At 57.8% G+C, this 17,047-nt stretch carries 15 protein-coding genes; 3 read left to right on the plus strand and 12 right to left on the minus strand.

From position 1 onward, the window contains the following. Positions 1 to 51: 51 nt before the first annotated feature. Together NCT04_RS18425 and NCT04_RS18430 are read right to left on the minus strand one after the other, a co-directional pair. Positions 52 to 747, minus strand: coding sequence for a GntR family transcriptional regulator (locus tag NCT04_RS18425; protein WP_250467041.1), 696 nt, complete (start codon positions 745 to 747; stop codon positions 52 to 54). 212 nt (positions 748 to 959) lie between these two features. Next, positions 960 to 3,128, minus strand: a complete 2,169-nt coding sequence (locus NCT04_RS18430; protein WP_459904443.1) for an NHL repeat-containing protein — start codon at positions 3,126 to 3,128, stop codon at positions 960 to 962. A 166-nt stretch (positions 3,129 to 3,294) separates the two neighbouring features. On the opposite strand from NCT04_RS18430, the gene NCT04_RS18435 reads away from it, so the two are divergent. Further along, a complete protein-coding gene (locus NCT04_RS18435; protein ID WP_250467042.1) occupies positions 3,295 to 3,783 on the plus strand; it encodes a nucleoside deaminase in 489 nt (162 codons plus the stop codon). Here the strand turns inward: NCT04_RS18435 and NCT04_RS18440 are convergent. The 8 genes from NCT04_RS18440 to NCT04_RS18475 form a co-directional block, all read right to left on the minus strand. Further along, entirely contained in the window at positions 3,771 to 5,600 is a 1,830-nt protein-coding gene (locus NCT04_RS18440) for a serine aminopeptidase domain-containing protein (RefSeq protein WP_250467044.1), read from the minus strand. The genes NCT04_RS18435 and NCT04_RS18440 overlap by 13 nt on opposite strands. 422 nt (positions 5,601 to 6,022) lie before the next feature. Next, on the minus strand, positions 6,023 to 6,784 hold the full coding sequence (locus NCT04_RS18445) for an IclR family transcriptional regulator (protein WP_250467046.1): 762 nt from the start codon (positions 6,782 to 6,784) through the stop codon (positions 6,023 to 6,025). A 14-nt stretch (positions 6,785 to 6,798) separates the two neighbouring features. Beyond that, positions 6,799 to 7,539, minus strand: a complete 741-nt coding sequence (locus NCT04_RS18450; RefSeq protein WP_250467048.1) for an amino acid ABC transporter ATP-binding protein — start codon at positions 7,537 to 7,539, stop codon at positions 6,799 to 6,801. Further along, entirely contained in the window at positions 7,536 to 8,186 is a 651-nt protein-coding gene (locus NCT04_RS18455; RefSeq protein ID WP_250467049.1) for an amino acid ABC transporter permease, read from the minus strand. The genes NCT04_RS18450 and NCT04_RS18455 overlap by 4 nt, the downstream gene beginning before the upstream one ends. 14 nt (positions 8,187 to 8,200) lie before the next feature. Beyond that, the gene (locus NCT04_RS18460; protein WP_244829669.1) at positions 8,201 to 8,917 is read right to left on the minus strand and encodes an amino acid ABC transporter permease; all 717 of its coding nucleotides are present in this window, start codon (positions 8,915 to 8,917) and stop codon (positions 8,201 to 8,203) included. Positions 8,918 to 8,963: 46 nt separating this feature from the next. Beyond that, positions 8,964 to 9,797, minus strand: a complete 834-nt coding sequence (locus tag NCT04_RS18465; RefSeq protein ID WP_250467051.1) for an ABC transporter substrate-binding protein — start codon at positions 9,795 to 9,797, stop codon at positions 8,964 to 8,966. A 200-nt stretch (positions 9,798 to 9,997) separates the two neighbouring features. Next, on the minus strand, positions 9,998 to 10,996 hold the full coding sequence (locus NCT04_RS18470; protein ID WP_250467053.1) for a PDR/VanB family oxidoreductase: 999 nt from the start codon (positions 10,994 to 10,996) through the stop codon (positions 9,998 to 10,000). Between the two features lie 78 nt (positions 10,997 to 11,074). Beyond that, complete coding sequence (locus NCT04_RS18475) at positions 11,075 to 12,619, minus strand: Rieske 2Fe-2S domain-containing protein (protein ID WP_250467054.1); 1,545 nt, start codon at positions 12,617 to 12,619, stop codon at positions 11,075 to 11,077. Between the two features lie 234 nt (positions 12,620 to 12,853). On the opposite strand from NCT04_RS18475, the gene NCT04_RS18480 reads away from it, so the two are divergent. Then, positions 12,854 to 13,540 carry a GntR family transcriptional regulator gene (locus NCT04_RS18480; protein ID WP_244829665.1) on the plus strand — a complete coding sequence of 229 codons (687 nt, stop codon included), beginning with the start codon at positions 12,854 to 12,856 and terminating at the stop codon, positions 13,538 to 13,540. Between the two features lie 62 nt (positions 13,541 to 13,602). Here the strand turns inward: NCT04_RS18480 and NCT04_RS18485 are convergent, their stop codons facing one another. Then, positions 13,603 to 14,919, minus strand: a complete 1,317-nt coding sequence (locus NCT04_RS18485; RefSeq protein ID WP_250467056.1) for an MFS transporter — start codon at positions 14,917 to 14,919, stop codon at positions 13,603 to 13,605. A 185-nt stretch (positions 14,920 to 15,104) separates the two neighbouring features. On the opposite strand from NCT04_RS18485, the gene NCT04_RS18490 reads away from it, so the two are divergent. Further along, entirely contained in the window at positions 15,105 to 16,010 is a 906-nt protein-coding gene (locus NCT04_RS18490; protein ID WP_250467058.1) for a LysR substrate-binding domain-containing protein, read from the plus strand. A gap of 19 nt (positions 16,011 to 16,029) precedes the next feature. Here NCT04_RS18490 and NCT04_RS18495 read toward each other — a convergent pair whose 3' ends face one another. Then, a complete protein-coding gene (locus NCT04_RS18495) occupies positions 16,030 to 16,431 on the minus strand; it encodes a hypothetical protein (RefSeq protein WP_250467060.1) in 402 nt (133 codons plus the stop codon). Positions 16,432 to 17,047 lie beyond the last annotated feature (616 nt).

Consider the following 17,047-nt stretch of genomic DNA (forward strand, 5'->3'; position numbering starts at 1 on the left):
CGGTGTCTCCTCCGATGTTGCTTCTGGTGCGCGTCTAAACGCAAGATTGTCTTAGCGACGCTTGCGCACCAGATCGAATTTGAAAATGCTCGTGTTGTAGTAGTCGTTGCTATAGCAGAGCGGTTCCCCGCTCTGATCGAAATCCACTTCGTCCAGCAGGAGAAACAAACCGAAGCCGTCTCCGAGTTCCGGCAGATCGCGCGGCGTGAGGATGGTCGGCTGTATCGACGTATGCGTATGCGACAGACGCCGGCCCGTGCGCGCAAACATGCCGAAAAGCGATTCGCCGACTTCACCGTCCGCTGCATCGAAGAGCGTCTTCGGAATGGTGTCGATGCAATAGGCGGCTACGGCGTCGTCCGCGCGGCGAACGCGTTCGATACGTACGCACGGCGCCCCAAGCTCGATGCCGAGTCTTTCTGACAAACTCTCCGATGCCGCAATGGTATCCATCTGTATGCGACTCGTTGAAGGCACGGCGCCGACGCTCTTGATCATGTCGGTTACGGACATCAGATCATCCAGACCGCCCTGCAACTTCAGCGAAATTTGTCTGATGAAGGTGCCGCGACCTTGTACCCGAGACAGCAGACCGTGCGAGATCATCTGAGCAACGGCTTCACGCAAACTCGAACGGCCTACCCCGAGCAATTCGCAGAGTTCCAGTTCCGTAGGAATCTGATCACCTGGCTTGAGCTTGCGCTCACGGATCATAGTCAAAAGCGACTCTTGAATCTTGTCGCTCATTGAGCGCTCTACGCTTAGACGCATGTTGCTCTCTTAGGTAGCATCCAGTCAAATATACATCAGACATCAGATGTTTTTCTTAGGACTTTCCCTTGGATATTTTGTAGGCTCAATAGCTGGCGATAGCGATGAACGGCCATGCGGTTGCAGCAAGGCCACATTCATTTGCTTGCCGCGTCTAACTTGTTGGCGCGTTGCACTGCGCCAAGAATTCATGGCTTCCACTGGTACATCAGAATCTTGGCGCGGGCATCGTCTTCCACGAGAATGTCGTATTCACCATTGGCCCTTAGCGTGGCGCTGATACCCAGTTCCACATCGACATAGCCGCTAGCCCAGCCTACGTTCGCGCCCGGTGACATGCAGCCAACGTGTGCGCCGGTGCGCGCGTCGTACACATAAACCTTCTGCGTGAAGAGGCCCGCAACAAAGAGGTAATTGCCCGCTGTCGCAAGTCCAACGGGCGTGATTACGGGGTTGGCCGTCGTGTCCCAAGGCAGCGCGATGAGATAGGTCATGACGCGCGGCCCGCGAGTCCAGTTGTCGTAACGCGCGAGATATGGGCCGGCCTCTTTCCAGCGCGCGGCATCATAGGGAATGGTTTGCGTGAAGCCCGAGATATACATCGTGTCGGTCTCAGGCACGTAAAGCACTCGGCCAATGCGCGTGAAAGGCGCTGGCATCGTATAAGTCTTCGCCGATGTATAGGTGTAAAGCGGATTGCCCAAGGCATCGAAGCCCTGCAGCGGCATTTCTCGTATGCCGCTCGTCGGGGTACCGAACCATACGTTGCCAAGGGAATCGACCCAGATGAAGCTGTTGCCTATCAGACTCCCCGTCGATGGATTGCCTATGAATTCGCTCGTGTCGAGATGGCCATCGCCATTGATGTCGCGCCACATCCATTCGCCATAGGCCGGTTGATTCGCTGGAAAACCGCCTGAAATATAGGACTCGGCGAACATGACCGATGGTATTGCCGTATAACCGTGCGCGGCGTCGAAGCGATGCACATAGAGCTGATGCGAATATGGATCGAGCGTGAATAGATACGGCCGGTTGCCGTTCAGGCGCCGTACCATCGGCTGGCCACGCACCGCGCGTCCGATGTGAATCGAAGGGTCATCAGGAAAAGTGAAGCGGTCCACGGTATGCGCCGTGTACGTCCATTGCTTGCCGGGCGCCTTGCTCCAGTCCATCGTAAAGACTTTCGAGCCGGTATAGATGGTGTTCGGCGCGCCGGGATCGAAGCTCGCGCCATCGACGAACACGAGACCGTCCAGTTCCCATGTAACAGAACGTGTGACGCCTTTGAAAGCCTGCAGCACCGCGCCCGTTCCCACCGAGGCAGAGTTCAGAGCTCGCGGACCTTCGCCATTTTGTCCAACGTACAGATTGCCGGCCTGATCGAAACCGATACCCGTGACCGAGTTGAAGCGCCCTGCTTCGATCGTGCCAGCGGTCGCATGATTCACGCCCTTGAGCGTGCCGATCGCAGCTAGCGCTGCGTTTTTTCGGAAAGGCAAGATCTGCTGGCCCACGCCGTTATCTGCGATATAAAGATCACCCGATGGAGTGACCGCGATATCCGCGGGTACCGTTCCTATCGGGAGTATCGGCACGCCGCCAAGTAGCGCGCCCGTCGTCGAATAATGTGCAATGGCGGGGTGTCCGTTGAACGTGCCTGTAATGACCCAAAGCGTGCCGTCTATATCGAGTGCCATGCGTCCCGGTGATGTCACGTTGAACGCGCGATTACGCCTCATCGTGTTGGCATCGAACACGACGATCTGATTGCTCGACGCGTCGGAAACAAAAAGCTCGCTATCGTTAGCGGCCAGGCCGCGAATGCCCGCGTCCGTTCCGGCCGGCACAGTCGCCACGATTAGGAAACTGTTCTTGGTAGCATTCGCGCTGTTGCCGGCGCCGCCCGTAAAAGACGCGCCCTTGGCGATGTTGGCGATCGTGCGTCGCGTAATGCCGAACCACGTATAACCGTTGGGCGGATAATCCGCGCCGACGAGGCCACCGCCTTGATTGCCGATGGACATCGCCGCATAGAGGTATGTGCTGTTCGATGCAATGGCGTCGCCGCCCGCCGCGCCCCAACCATGCGTCGCACCCGCCACCGCGATTCGGTCGCCATTGCGATACGCCGCGATCTCGGCGCCGCTTTCATCCCACGGACTATTGGTATAGACGGTTCCTTCCGGTGCAACGCGGATGGCTTGTATGTCCTGCTGCATCCACTTGCCATCGCCGAAGCCAAAAGTGTTGCCGATCCAGGACGTGGTGTAATTGAGCGGCGACGTAGCCGCGCGCGCACCGCTGGCAAGGCTGAACACCATTAGCCATACCGCTAGAAAACATGAAACGTTCATCACCTGCACCCCGGCAAACCGCCGCAAAGCGAAATCGAGTTACGACCCTAATGATATGAAGAAAAGGCCTGTTTTCTTCTTAACGGCGGTCGGTACGAATGCTTGAATCCGGTTTATTGAGGCGTGTTCAATGTGCAAGAAGGCGAGCAAACAACGGAGAGGTCGAATGATAGATAGCGTGGACAGGAAACATCTCGAACGATGCATCGAACTGGCTAAAGAAGCGCTCGACCAAGGCGATGAACCCTTTGGTTCGCTACTGGTGGCGAGCGACGGTCACGTGCTCTTTGAGGATCGTAACCGCATCAGCACGGGCGACAAGACCTTGCATCCTGAGTTCGCTATTGCAAAGTGGGCTGCGGAAAATATGAGCGAGCCCGCGCGCAAGAATGCCGTGGTCTACACATCGGGCGAGCATTGTCCGATGTGTTCGGCGGCGCATGCATGGGTGGGGCTTGGGCGAATCGTCTATGCGAGTTCGACTGCGCAGTTCACGCGCTGGCGTGAGGAACTCGGTGCTGGGACCAGCCCTGTTCGCGCGCTGCCCATTGAAGAGGTGATCGACGGAGCAATCGTGGATGGCCCCGTCGACGACCTTGCAGAACGCGTGCGTGCACTACATGTCGCTTATAGGCAGAAGCATCAAACGCGTTGATCGGTGAGTGCGCTGCTATGGTTTCGCTGTTGCGACACGCCTGGAACTTCGGTCTGCACGTTCGTCTGCGTGATGACCGACTCGCACAACGCGATCACTTGCGGAAGACTCGCGGCATTGAACAACGAATGATCGACATCGGCGTAAGTTGCGACACGCACTGAACGAAGCCGCTTGAGTCGAGCGCCCAGCTTGCCGCAATGCGCGGCAAGCAAGTCCAGGCCCGCATCGTAGGCGCCGTAGACCAGCACCGTGTTCACGCCTCTAGCGTCGAGCGCGCGAATGATCGGCATGGGTGTAGTGGCCTGCTCGGGCGGCGTTTTGCTCAGGCTGTCGAGCCTCAATACATCGACGACACGTGAACGCGCACGCGTGAGCATGTAGCCGCCGATAAAGCCCATTACGCGAAGCAGATTTTTATCGCCGCGCAAAATGGCTTTCCACTTCTGCGGATCGAGCATGGAGAACGCATAACCCGCCATGGAGTTGCGTGTGGATTCGCGCAACGCTTCGGGCGTTTTGTCCTCGGGACGCTTGAACGTAGGGATATTCACCGAAATCACGCCGGTAATAACGCTCTCGCTGACCGCTGCCTTCAAAGCGTGATACGCACCTGAACAAATGCCGAACGCATAGATCGTCTTGTAGCCTTGCCGGGACAACCAACGCGCGGCAACGCCAGTGTCTTCGGTTGCGACCACGTTATAGATTCTGCCGAAGGGCGTATCTGACTGCACATCGCCCGAAGGAAGCGGACTGTCGCCACGGCCGCGTGCATCGAACCGCAATGAAGCAATACCACGTGATGCTAGCTCGCGTGCAATCCGCACGGAAAGCCGGCTATCGCCTACGCGTGAACTCGCCGCCGTATTCGTCATGACAAACACAGGGCCACGCGCTGCACCATGACGCGGCTCGCACAGCACGCCTACGAGTCCTTGTTCGTCCATTCGCACGGGACGCTCGACAGCCTCCGGCGTTTCGATGACGAGATCTGGCCACACGTCATGTGCCGCAGCCGATGTATTAACGGGGCCTGCTTCGAGCGCGCCGTTTGCAATCCACTCAGTGGCCGTTGCCAAAGCAGCCTTGGGCAATACCGTGAATGCCGACTCTTGAATGAAGCCAAGCAAATCTTCAAAGGGTTGTGTCTGCGTATCGACGCCAAGCCCACTGAGCGCATCCAGCAGCGGGTCTTTCGAGCTCGTTCGTGCGTGCATCAGCAATACGCGATTGGCGGGCGCATCAGCCGCACTTTTCACTTGCGACGCGAGATCGATCTTTTCCAGTCGGGCTCTAAAGGCATCGTCATAAACCTGACCCAGCACGTTGAACGGACCAGTCTTGGGTTGCGCTTCGCGAAGGGGCGGTGCGAGCTGGTCGAGCCAGGTCTTGCGCACCGCGCCGAGTTCGCGGATATAGGTGCGTCCGCTCACGACTGGCGCAAGCAAGGCGAGATCGTCGACGGGACACTTGAGCGCCGCAGCCAAAGCGAACGCGGCACCGACCCGAAAGCCCGCTAGCGTGACGTGTTCGATACCCGTCTGTTCCTTGAGGAAATCGACGGCTGAACCGATGTCATCCACCGCCGAATCGAACAGATCTTGTCCTGCTTCTAGATCGGCTGAATCCCCCGTGCCGAGATAGTCGAAGCGCAAGACCCACAAGCCGCGGGCCGCAAGAGCGTCTGCCAGGTGACGCACGCCGCTATAAGTCCACACATATTCGTGGCCATAGGTGTTGCAGAGAACGACGCCGCGCGTGCCGGCGCCTGCGTGCAGCCATCCGAATCTTTTGCCGAAAACCACCGGTCTCATTTGTATTTTCCTCGTCTTTGGCGGTGTTCAGACGTAAGCAAGGAGTGCCTTCGAAACCGCCAGCCTGCATGCGTCATTATTATGCTTGGACAACTGCAGGCACAAAGGGAACGGGCAGCAAGTGCTATTCCCATCGACACGGGACTCCAGCTAGTCCTAGTCGGGCGTTGCGCAAAGCTTCTCTCCGGGCTTTGCGCCGCCATGCAGCGAGGGTTACTTGTCACCAATTATATTGAGCCCGCTTAGCACTTGCGATGTGCCGGCGCGAATTTTGTTCAAACGGACTATCTATTGGCGATCATTGCATGGGGTGCATGATGTCTTGTCTGGCAAATGCGCTTAACTGCAAACAATCCGCGCGGCATCGCACAGAGCTTTTTAGGGTTTGCTTATATTCTTTTGGCTTTTCGCAAAGCGGCGAGTCATCCCCGCCTATGAGGTTGCGATAAGGCGCGTGCCGAGCGAATGAGGTCGTCAAGCATGAGATCGCGTTTCTCTGGAACGGTGTCGCGACTTGTCATGAAGCAGAGCGCCGCGACGGCCAAACCAGAACGATCGCGAACGGGCGCGGCCATGCAATAGCGAAACGTATGCGACAAGCCTGTCGTGCAGCAGAAGCCCTGCTCCCTTGCACGTTCCACATCGGCGAGGAAGTCTGTGAAATCTACTCGCTTGCCGTTGTCCAGAACGAAGTCTTCATCAGGAATGAGCGCGCGAATTGCGTCGCCGCTCAAATGACCTAGCAGCAGCCTGCCCGATGCCGTCCAGGGAATGGGGACCTTGACGCCAATATCCGAACTGATATTGAAAGGTCGAGAGCTGTTTTCTGAAAGCACGACCGTGTATTTGTCGCCTTCAAGCATGCACAGTTGCGCGGTCTCGTCGTGGCTGCGCACGAGCGCGAGAATGGACTGATGCGCGCGGCTGATCAAATCGTTGTGCACCGCGTAATCGGAGCCGTAGTAATGCATCTCGCGGCCAAAGAAGATGCTGCCGTCGGGGCCCGCTTCCAGTAGACCCGCCTCGCTTAAAATTGCAACCAGTTCGTAGATGCTTGAACGCGGCGCGCCAGTCGCTTCGATCAATTCGCGCATCGCAAGCGGCCTGCGAGCTAGATGCAATTGCTTCATGATCGCCACGACCCGATCCACCCCGCGCGCACGCGACGTTTCCACTGTCGACATCGGCCGGGCTCCGCTCAATGATCCAGCACGCGATGCAGAAACTGCCGCGTGCGTTCGTTCTGCGGATTCACGAAGATTTGCTCGGGTGCGCCCTGCTCTGTAATCACGCCCTTGTCCATGAACACCACGCGATCCGCCGTCTTGCGCGCAAAACCCATTTCGTGCGTGACCACGACCATCGTCATGCCATCGCGCGCCAGTCCGCGCATGACTTCGGTCACTTCGCCGACGAGTTCCGGATCGAGCGCGGAAGTCGCCTCGTCGAAGAACATGATGCCTGGCTCAACGGCGAGTGCGCGTGCAATGGCAACGCGTTGTTGCTGGCCGCCCGACAATTGACTCGGATAATGCGTCGCACGATCGGCGAGGCCAACACGGTCGAGCGCATCCATGGCGCGCTTCTTGGCATCGGCGGGACTCATTTTGCGCGCCTTGATGAGTGCAAGCGTGACATTGCCGAGCGTGGTCTTGTGCGGGAACAGATTGAACTGCTGAAATACCATGCCCACATGTCCACGAATTTCTTTAGCGCGACGTGCATCGTGCAGCGGCACCTGGTTGACCCACACTTCGCCCGCATCCGCGGTTTCAAGGCCGCTCATGATACGCAACACGGTGCTCTTGCCCGAGCCCGATGCGCCGATCAAGACAAGCACTTCGCCAAGCCTCACATCGAGATTGATTTCCCGCAGCACTTGCGTGGCACCGAACGACTTGCTCACGCCCGCGAGGTTGATGATCGACGCTTCACTCATGACAGCACGCTCCTTTTACGGTCGTGACGGCGCACCCACTGCGACAGCGGAAAGCACACTATGAAATACAGTATGGCGACGAGGCCATAAATCTCGACTGGCTTGCCCACGCGATCGACGATCGCCTGGCCGCCGTGCATCAACTCCGACATGCCGATCATGCTAACGATCGACGTGTCCTTGATAAGCGAGAGATATTGCCCGACCAGCGGTGGCAAAACGATCCGGCCGGTCTGCGGCAAGACTACGGAGAAGAACGCTTGCGCTTTGGAGAGACCGAGAATCTGCGAGACTTCCCACTGTCCTTTAGGGACCGCCTCGATGCCTGAGCGAAATACTTCGGCGATATACGCGCCTTGATAAACGCTCAAGCCGACGACTCCGGCGGCAAAGACATCGATGGCATAGCCGAAGTAGGACACGCCGAAATAGATGAACATCAGTGTGATGAGCACTGGCGTGCCGCGGAAGAGTTCGGTGTAGAGCCTTGCAATCTTGTCGGTGCCCCAAGGCCCGAAAGAACGAAGCACGGCGGCCAGAAGACCGATCACCGTACCGCCCACGATCGACGCGGCCGACAAGGCCAGCGTCATCAAGAGCCCTTGCAAAAGGATCGACAGGCTCGTCGTCAATAAATCGCTCGACATGTCTCGCTCTCCGATTAAGTGCGCGCGGCAGGACGGCGCAGCATGAACGATCGGCGCGAAGGCTTCCTGATGACGAGCGGCGGGTGAAAGAGCCTCAAGCCAATCTGCCCTGCAGCCCAGGAAAGCAGGTTGCTGAGCACGAGATAGGCAAGAAGCGTGACCGTGAAAGTCTGTACGTAAAGCAGCGTACGCGAATTGATGACGGTCGCCGTACCGCTCAACTCGGGCAGTGCAATCGCGGAAAGCAGCGACGTGCCGAGCAAAAGCTGGATCAGGTTGTTGACGATAGCCGGATAAACAGCGCGTGCCGCTTGCGGCAAGACCACTTGCGTGAAGATCTGCGAGCGCTCTAGTCCGAGAATCGATGCCGCTTCGAGCTGACCCTTGGGCACCGACTGGATGCCCGCCCGAAACACTTCCGCCAGATAAGCGCCTACGTTCACCCCTAGTGCGATCACGCCTGCTGTATAAGCATCGAGCGTAATGCCAAGGGACGGCAAGCCGAAGAACACGATGAATATCTGCAGCAGGACCGGCGTGTTGCGGATGACTTCGATATAAACGCTTGCGATTCCGCGCAGCACGCGGCTCTTGGACCCGCTTGCAAGCGCCGTCAAAAGACCGAGCGCCATTGCCAGAATGAACGCCAGCAGCGTGATTTGCAGCGTGAGCCATGCGGCATGCAGGAAGTCGCTGAAATAGCCAGCAAGCGTCAACCATTCATAGCCCATAATTTTTCCTCACGTTGGACGTCACGCAACCGGCGTCACGGTTAAATTAATATTGCGGGTTGAGCGGGAAACGCGGCTCTTGCCCAAACCATTTTTTATAGAGCTGCGCGTTCTGCTTGGACGCGTTGATCTGGAACAGGAACAGGTTCAGATAGTTGAGCCAGACCTGATCGCCGGCCTTGACGCCGAACGCGTTGTATTCAAGCGGCACGAGGGCTTCGTCAGTGACGGTAAGTTCCTGATCGAGCGATGCCTGGTATGCGAGAAAGTTGTTGTCTTCGATCATCGCGTCAGCCTGGCCTTGCTTGACGGCGAGAATGGCGGCTTGCGAGCTGTCGAATTCCTGAATCTTCACCTGCATGTTGAGTGAGCGCACTTCGTCGCCGTTGGTCGAGCCTTTGACGGTGGCAATCGTGCGGTTGCTCATGTCCTTGATGGATTTGATCCCGCTCGATTTCTTGACCAGCAGCGCTTCACTCGCCACCACGTACGGATTGGTAAAGGCAATTTCCTTGGCCCGTTCGAGATTGCGAGTGAAATTGCAGAACACGACATCCACCTTACTCGTCTGCAGATTTGGAATGCGGTTGGCGCTGGTGGCGTTGACCACTTCGAGCTTTACGCCCATTTGCTTAGCGAGTTCCTTAGCGAGATCGACGTCGTAGCCGTCCGGCTGGCCGTCCTTGTTATAGAAACCGAAGGGCGCAAAGCTCAAGCAATCGCCTACGCGCAAGGTGCCGCGTTGCAAAACGGTCTTAAGCATTGAGCTTGCCGCCCCATCCTGCGCTGGTGCTTCGACTTTCGAACAGGCTGCCAACGCGACAAGGCCGGCAATTGCAACCCAACGAGCAAAGCGCGCGCTTTCTCTAACAAGTTTCATGTGTGCATCTCGCAAGAGGAAAATCCGTTTGAGGCGTGTCCGATATATCGGACACGTATCCGACACGGCAGATGGGAGGCAAGTCTTCCACTAAAAAAAACTTGAGGCAAGCGGGTTTACGCGCGGATGGATTAGACGCTCGCAAAGAAAAAGGGCAGACAAATTTCTTTGTCTGCCCTTCATGGTGGTTCAAGCGCTTGCTAAAGATCCAGCACCAGCACCCTGCTCGTCGCACGCGATACACACGCCGTGAGAAATTCGGTCTTTTCGTCGTCGCCGAGAATGCAGTCGTTGTGTTCGACTTCGCCTTCGAGATAGCGCACTTTGCAGGTGCCGCATAGACCTGCGCAACAAGAGGTTTCAATCGGTACGCCTGCCAGTGCCAACGCGTCTGCAATGCTTTCTTCCTTAGATACCTCGATCTCTTGTCCCGTACTCGCAATGCGCACGGTGAAACTGTCAAGTGCATCGTTGGCGGCTTCATCGTCGAGATTGCGCTCCGGCGCCTTGAAATGCTCGAAGTGCACCGTGCCGGTGGGCCAGTGTCCGGCGGCATCGGCGCATGCCTTCATGAAGCCGCCTGGGCCGCAGTAATACACATGCTCGCCTTCGCGCGGCGCGTCGAGCAACCGGCGCAGATCGAGGCCCGTGGCCGGGTCGCCGCCATCGAAATGCAGGTGCAGCTTTCCGCTTGCGCGCATCGATTCGAACTCGTCGGCAAACGCGGCGCAGCTCGCGTCCCTGGTGCAGTAATGCATCTCGTAGTCGATGCCGGCGTCGTCCAGTTCATGCGCCATCGCCTTGAGCGGTGTGACGCCGATACCGCCTGCGATCAGTAACACGCGACGCGCGCCATCGACGAGACTAAAGTTATTGCGCGGAAGACTCACCTTTACGATGTCCTGTACGCGCAGTTGCTCGTGCAGTGCTTTCGAGCCACCGCGTCCGCGCTCATCGCGCAGAACGGCAATCACATAGCGATGCCGTTCGCGCGGCGCATTGCAGATGGAATACTGACGGATCACGCCGCCTGCAAGATGGATGTCCAGATGCGCGCCAGCCGTGAACGGCGGCAATGCATGTCCCTCAGGATCGACGAACTCATAGGAGTTGATGCCGCGTCCTTCGAAGCGGACTTGTCGCACCATCAATTGCAGCGTCTGTGCCTGGCGGTCGGTTGATATGGGTTGTGTCGACATGGTTGCGTCTCCTCGATCGATGAGCGGCGGGCTTGCGAAAGCGCTCGGCATTGGTCAAAGCGCCTTCGCCATATGCCGCTATTGCTTCATCGATTGTTCGAGTTCCTCGAAGCTTTGCCGCACGAAGTTGACGCGCTCATCACCCTTCATCGTCTCGCTCTGCGCGAGAATGGCGACGATCTTCTTGGTGACGGCGCGACGACGCGTGACTTCTTCTTCAACGGTCTTGCCCTCGGGAATTTCGAACACGTTGCCCGAGCAGAAGCTGTTGGGCGAGCCGGCGTTCTCGCGAAACCAATCGGCGAAATTCTGCGCGGATGCCGCCGGGTTCGAACCGCGCACCGCATCGCGCAACATCTTGCGGAAGAGGAAGAGGCCCGCATCGAACTTCGTCGGATTCTCGAGCGCGTGCACGGCAATGGGCCGCTGCGAAATGATCGCTTCGTAATCGCCCGGTGCGTATTGCGCTTCCTTATAAGTCTCGCGCTCGCGATGGTTCGGCGGAATCGGTACGATATCTTCGATCTTGTACTTGCCAAAGCGCTCTGGACGACGCATGGCGACTTGCCCTTCGAGAAAGTCGATCGACTCGTAGCCGACCATTTCCTTCTTGCCCACACCGCGTGTGTCGATGCCCGGACCCATCACGCGCCAGCCGATCATCTTGCTGTTTTGATCGTCGACAGGCACGGTCCAGCGCACGATATGAAAGCGGCTAAAGAGCTTCTTCTTCGAACCGTCCTCCGACGTATATGCATGCAGACTCAAGTTTGGCAGCACCTGATGCTGCACCCGCACGAAGAGACGATCCTTGTTCACGCGGCGCGCGCCCGCACAAGCGAGGCTTCGGCCTTGCTGCACCGGTTGAAAATGCATATCGGGAGCGACTTCCATCGAGGCCGCGCCGACTTCATCGAACGTCGTGCCCTGGAAGTTGCCATTGACGACGTTCTTGGCCGCATGCAGCGCGGTCGGGTGATAGTTGTCGGCGGCGTTGTCCTGTACTTGCAGCCAGTTGCAATGCTGGAAGTTGCTGTAGGGGACGAGTTCATCGCCGGGCAGCACGGTGTAGTCGCCTTCCCATTCAGGGAACGGCGGCTCGTTCTCGGGCGGCCCCATATAAGCGAACACCAGGCCGTTACGTTCGACGGCTTTATAAGCGCCTTGACGAATCGAACAGGCATACTTCTCGGCCTCTTTTTCTTCGCCCTTAGGGAACGGTACGTGAAGACACGCGCCATCCACATCGAACACCATGCCGTGATAGCAGCACATGATGCCGTGTTCTTGAATGGCACCGTACTCGAGCGATGCGCCGCGATGCACGCAATGCGCGTGCAGCACACCAATCCTTCCGCTGCCGTCACGGAACGCCACGAGTTCTTCGTTGAGTATTTTCAGGTAACGCGGAGTATCGGTCAGTTCGATCGACATGCAGATGGGATGCCAAAACGCGCGCATGTACTCGCCCATCGGCGTGCCGGGACCGGTCTCGGTCAACTCCGGATCGTGGCCCGGCACCTTGCTCGTGTAGTACCCGCCGAAGGGAATCAGCTTCTTGACGGCGGGCGTGGCGCCGCCACTGCTCTTCTGCCCTTCCAGCTTGTCTGATTTGATCGTCATGGAGAGTCTCGTCCTGATGTGGGGATGGATATGGTCCGCTGCTTTTGATGGTTGAAGTCCGAACTCCGATTACCGAACTCCGTACTCTGTATACAAAGATTAGCGACGGACCGCTGCGTTGTCTCTATGGGTAAACGCGAATGTGGACTAGCATGCGTGGCTTCGTTCGTTGACCGCCGCACTGGCGGGCTGTAACCTTGTCGTATTCTGTATCCAGAGATTGAGCTCGACATCATGCCCGCCAAACTTCTCAAGCTTCAGGCCCGCACGGACTACGTGGACGAGGTCTACAAGGTCTTGCTCGATGCCATCAGTTCCGGCTCGCTCGCGCCTGGTACGCGCATCACGCAGGAAGAGATCGCCGAGCAACTCGCCGTATCGCGTTCACCCGTGCTGCAGGCGCTGCGGCTCCTAAAAAAAGATGGGCTCGTGCAGGACGCGCCCGGTCGCGGTCTGCTCGTCACCCCGCTCGATCCCGCGTGGATCAGCCATCTCTACGAGATTCGCGGTGCACTGGATTCGCTTGCCGCACGCCTCGCGGCGGAACGTGGAGCGAAGCTCGACAAGTCGCTGATCGCGAACGGCCGGCGCGCGTCGAAAAGCGACGATGTCAAGGCGATGATCGATGCGGACATGGCGTTTCATGGCGCCATCTACGAAGCCTCGGGCAATCCGCTGATCGCCGATACCGCGCAGATGCATTGGGTACATCTGCGTCGCGTGATGGGCGCGGTCTTGCAGGCATCGGGACAGCGCAAGTCGATCTGGGATGAGCACGCCGCCATTGCAGCGGCAATCGCGGAAGGCGACGCGCAACGCGCATCCGAACTCACGGATCTCCATACCGCGAACGCGCGCAAGAATCTGGTCGAGCGTCTGGGTCTTGTACTGAATGAACAGAGGCAGGCGGAAGCAACGTGAACATGAATCGGCATCGCGCGAGAAAGCCCTGCATTTGCAGGGCTTTTCGTGTTGAACTGCTTTCATCGGTCCGTGCGACGGCGGCTATTCACCAACGCAGCCGGTATCGTAAAGACCATGAGGGCGCCTATCACGCAACTTACCGCAAGACCAAGCACACCATTACCGGTCGAACCCGAATGCGTTTGGATGATGCCAATCAGCCACGGGCTCACGACACCCGAGATGCTGCCCACCGAATTGGCAAGCGCGAGCCCTGCGGCTGCCGCACCGCCGCTGAGAATCGCGGGCGGCAAGACCCAGAACTGCGAGATGGTCGTGACCACGCCCATGGTCGCAATCGTGAGCGCGATCATGCCGAAGAAGGTCGAGTGCGCATACACCACGCTGAAATACAGACCGATTGCGCCGACAATGCCCGCGCCCGCCAGATGCCAGCGACGCTCGCCGAGCTTGTCCGAGCTATGACCGACTGCCAGCATGGCGATGGCGCCGGCCGCATATGGAATTGCCGTCAGGAGACCGATGTTGAGCGGATCGGAAACGCCGCTTGCCTTGACGAGCGTCGGCAGCCAGAAGCTCACGCCGTAGAGGCCCATCGTGAAGAAAAAGTAAGTCACGCTCAGCAGCAGCACCTTGGGATGCAAGAGGCCATCCTTCACGGAATGCAGTGCATGTGCGGGCTTCTCATCGCGAAGATTCGCTTCGAGCATGGCCTTTTGCGAGTCACTGAGCCACTTTGCATCGGCGACTTTATCGTCGAGATAAAAGAACGCGACGATACCGAAGAGCGCGGTCGGAATGCCTTCGAGCAGAAAGAGCCATTGCCATCCCGCAATGCCGTGCATGCCGCCCATATGACTCATGATCCAGCCCGACAGCGGTCCGCCAACGACGCCCGACATCGGAATGCCAGTCATGAAGAGCGCGGTCACCTTGCTGCGCCGCGAGGCCGGAAACCAGTACGTGAGGTAGAGCAGGATGGCTGGAATGAAGCCAGCTTCGGCCACACCGAGCAAAAAGCGCATGATGTAGAAGCTCGTCGGGCTGGTCACGAACATCATGCCGGCGGAGATGACACCCCACGTCACCATGATCCGCGCAATCCAGCGTCGAGCGCCTACGCGCAAGAGGATCAGATTACTTGGTACTTCGAACAGAAGATAGCCGATAAAGAATACGCCCGCCCCGGCTCCATAGACCGCTTCGCTGAAATGCAGATCATTGAGCATCTGCAGCTTGGCAAAGCTCACGTTGATGCGATCGAGATAAGCGCAGAGATAACACACGAAAAGAAATGGCAGCAGGCGCCATGTCACCTTTGCATAGGTGGACGATTCGTCGCCCGCCAGGTACGCAACCGGACTATGGGAACTCATTGTTGTGTCTCCGTTGTGGGGCAGGTGCGGCGTCGCATGCATCGCGTGCCTCTTGCCGGTGTCGTGGCCTTGGACGACCGTTATGGATATGTCTCGACGGCTTCCATGTTCGTGGCGCGCACAACGAAAGACAAACGATGCCTGTTCATAGAACCATGACACGCATTCATGCATAAGGAATTGCCATGAGGCGCATCCCCAACTTCGTTCTCTTGCGCGCATTCGAGGCGGCCGCGCGGCTGGAGAGCTTCACGCTTGCCGCAAGCGAACTGCACCTCACGCAATCGGCCATCAGCCATCAGGTGAAGGAGCTGGAGCAGTACTTCGGCAGGCCGCTTTTTCATCGACGCAACCGGCGGGTCGAGACGACCTCCGAAGGACGCCGGCTTCATGAGAGCCTTGGACGCGTGTTCGATGTGATCGAAGCCGCGTGTGGTGAGGTCGCGCTCGAACCCCAGGCGCAAGTGCTAGCCGTGCACTGCGCACCGAGCTTCGCGGCGAAGTGGCTCGCGCCCCGTCTGCCCGAGTTCATGAGCGAGCATCCGATGGTGACCATTCGCCTGTCATCGGATGCGGAGCCGGCCGATCTCGCGCGCGTGCGTGAAGTCGATGTCGCGATCTCTTATGGCTTCGCGCATGAGCGTCCCGGTGTGATCACGCGCGCGCTCGGAGCGGAGCGCATCGTGCCGCTTTGTTCGCCTGCGCTCGTGCGCGACGACGTGCCCGTTGCCGAGCAGATCCGCAAGCTGACGCTCATCGACTCGCAACTCAGCCGCGTGACCTGGCCGGGATGGTTTGCATTGAACGAACTGGAAATGCCGCGCGGGCCAAGACCATCGTTCGACCGTGCCGCACTCGCAATATCGGCGGCGGCGGATGGCATGGGTGTCGCGCTGGAAACGACACGGCTCGCCGAACGCGAGCTTGCGCGTGGCGATTTGATTGAACTCGGGGCAGGCATCTTCGCGCCGCTTGCGAGAGAAACGCACTTCCTTTCCTATCGCGTAACGGAGCGCAATGTCGAAAAGGTGAAATGCTTTCGCGACTGGGTGCTGATGAAAGCAGGCCTCGACGAAACCGTCGAAGCCTGAGTGAATCGAGCCGCTTGTTTCAGGCTGCGATAGCCTGCTTCTCGCCTTTTTCCTCGATTGCTCGCGCATGTTCGAAAACGCGCTCGCGCTCACGCGCAACCAGCGCCCGTTTGCGCGCGAGAGTTTGTCGCTGATACTTCGGGTCGCCCATCAAGGTGACGTACTCGTTGTATCGATGCCTGAGATAACGCTGGAAAAACTCAGCGCCGGGCAGGCCGCAATCAAGCGCCATAAGCACGCCGTAGTCCATATCCCTTAGATCGGCCAGGGCGCTTATGGCCGTTTCAAGCGCGGCGTAGCGTTCTGCAAGCGGTAAGCCTTTACCGCATAACGCGTGAAAGCGTTGATAGGGAAATACACAGCCATGCGACGCGCAGCGCCGCAAAGCTCTCGCAAGCCGTAGACTCAGTTCGGTTTCCACATGCCCTCCCTGTCTGTTGCGCGGATCGCAAGCGCAAGATTTCGCCGCCATTATTCGAGCTATCGAGAATGGCGAACCTTTGCCTGAAAATCATTCTTTAAGCCAAGAAAACGCGCGGCATTCACTTCGGGCCGCATTTTTTCGCGATTAGAACGGCGAAAAAATACCATGCAGGCATTTGCACTGGCTTACGGAAATAAGCTTGACACGCAATATCCCATAGTGTGCGTGCCCGTTGCCAAAGATCTAGATGGAAAGCACAACGTTGTCGATTGCCAATGCGCCTAAATAAAATCAGGCGCAAAAAAGACTTAATAAGGTAACGGGTGACCGCTTTGAGACTCGGAGCGCTAGTTTAAACATGCAGATGCAGTACATGCTAGCAAACATATTGTCGAATACCAAGAAAACTTTTGCCGAGGAAAGTACCAATGGCTTACACGAAAATGTCATCCGGAATGTTTTGCTTGCTGCATCTTAGACGCGTGCGCCAACGTTCATGATTATGCGGGGAATAAGACGAAGGCCGGGGGTCTGCTTTAGAAAATCACCTGACTAAAAACGTCACCAATGTCAACCGCCGCAGGCGATCTTAAGGATGGTTTAAGGGTTCCGG

Source organism: Caballeronia sp. GAFFF2, from assembly GCF_023631485.1.
Taxonomy (GTDB): domain Bacteria; phylum Pseudomonadota; class Gammaproteobacteria; order Burkholderiales; family Burkholderiaceae; genus Caballeronia.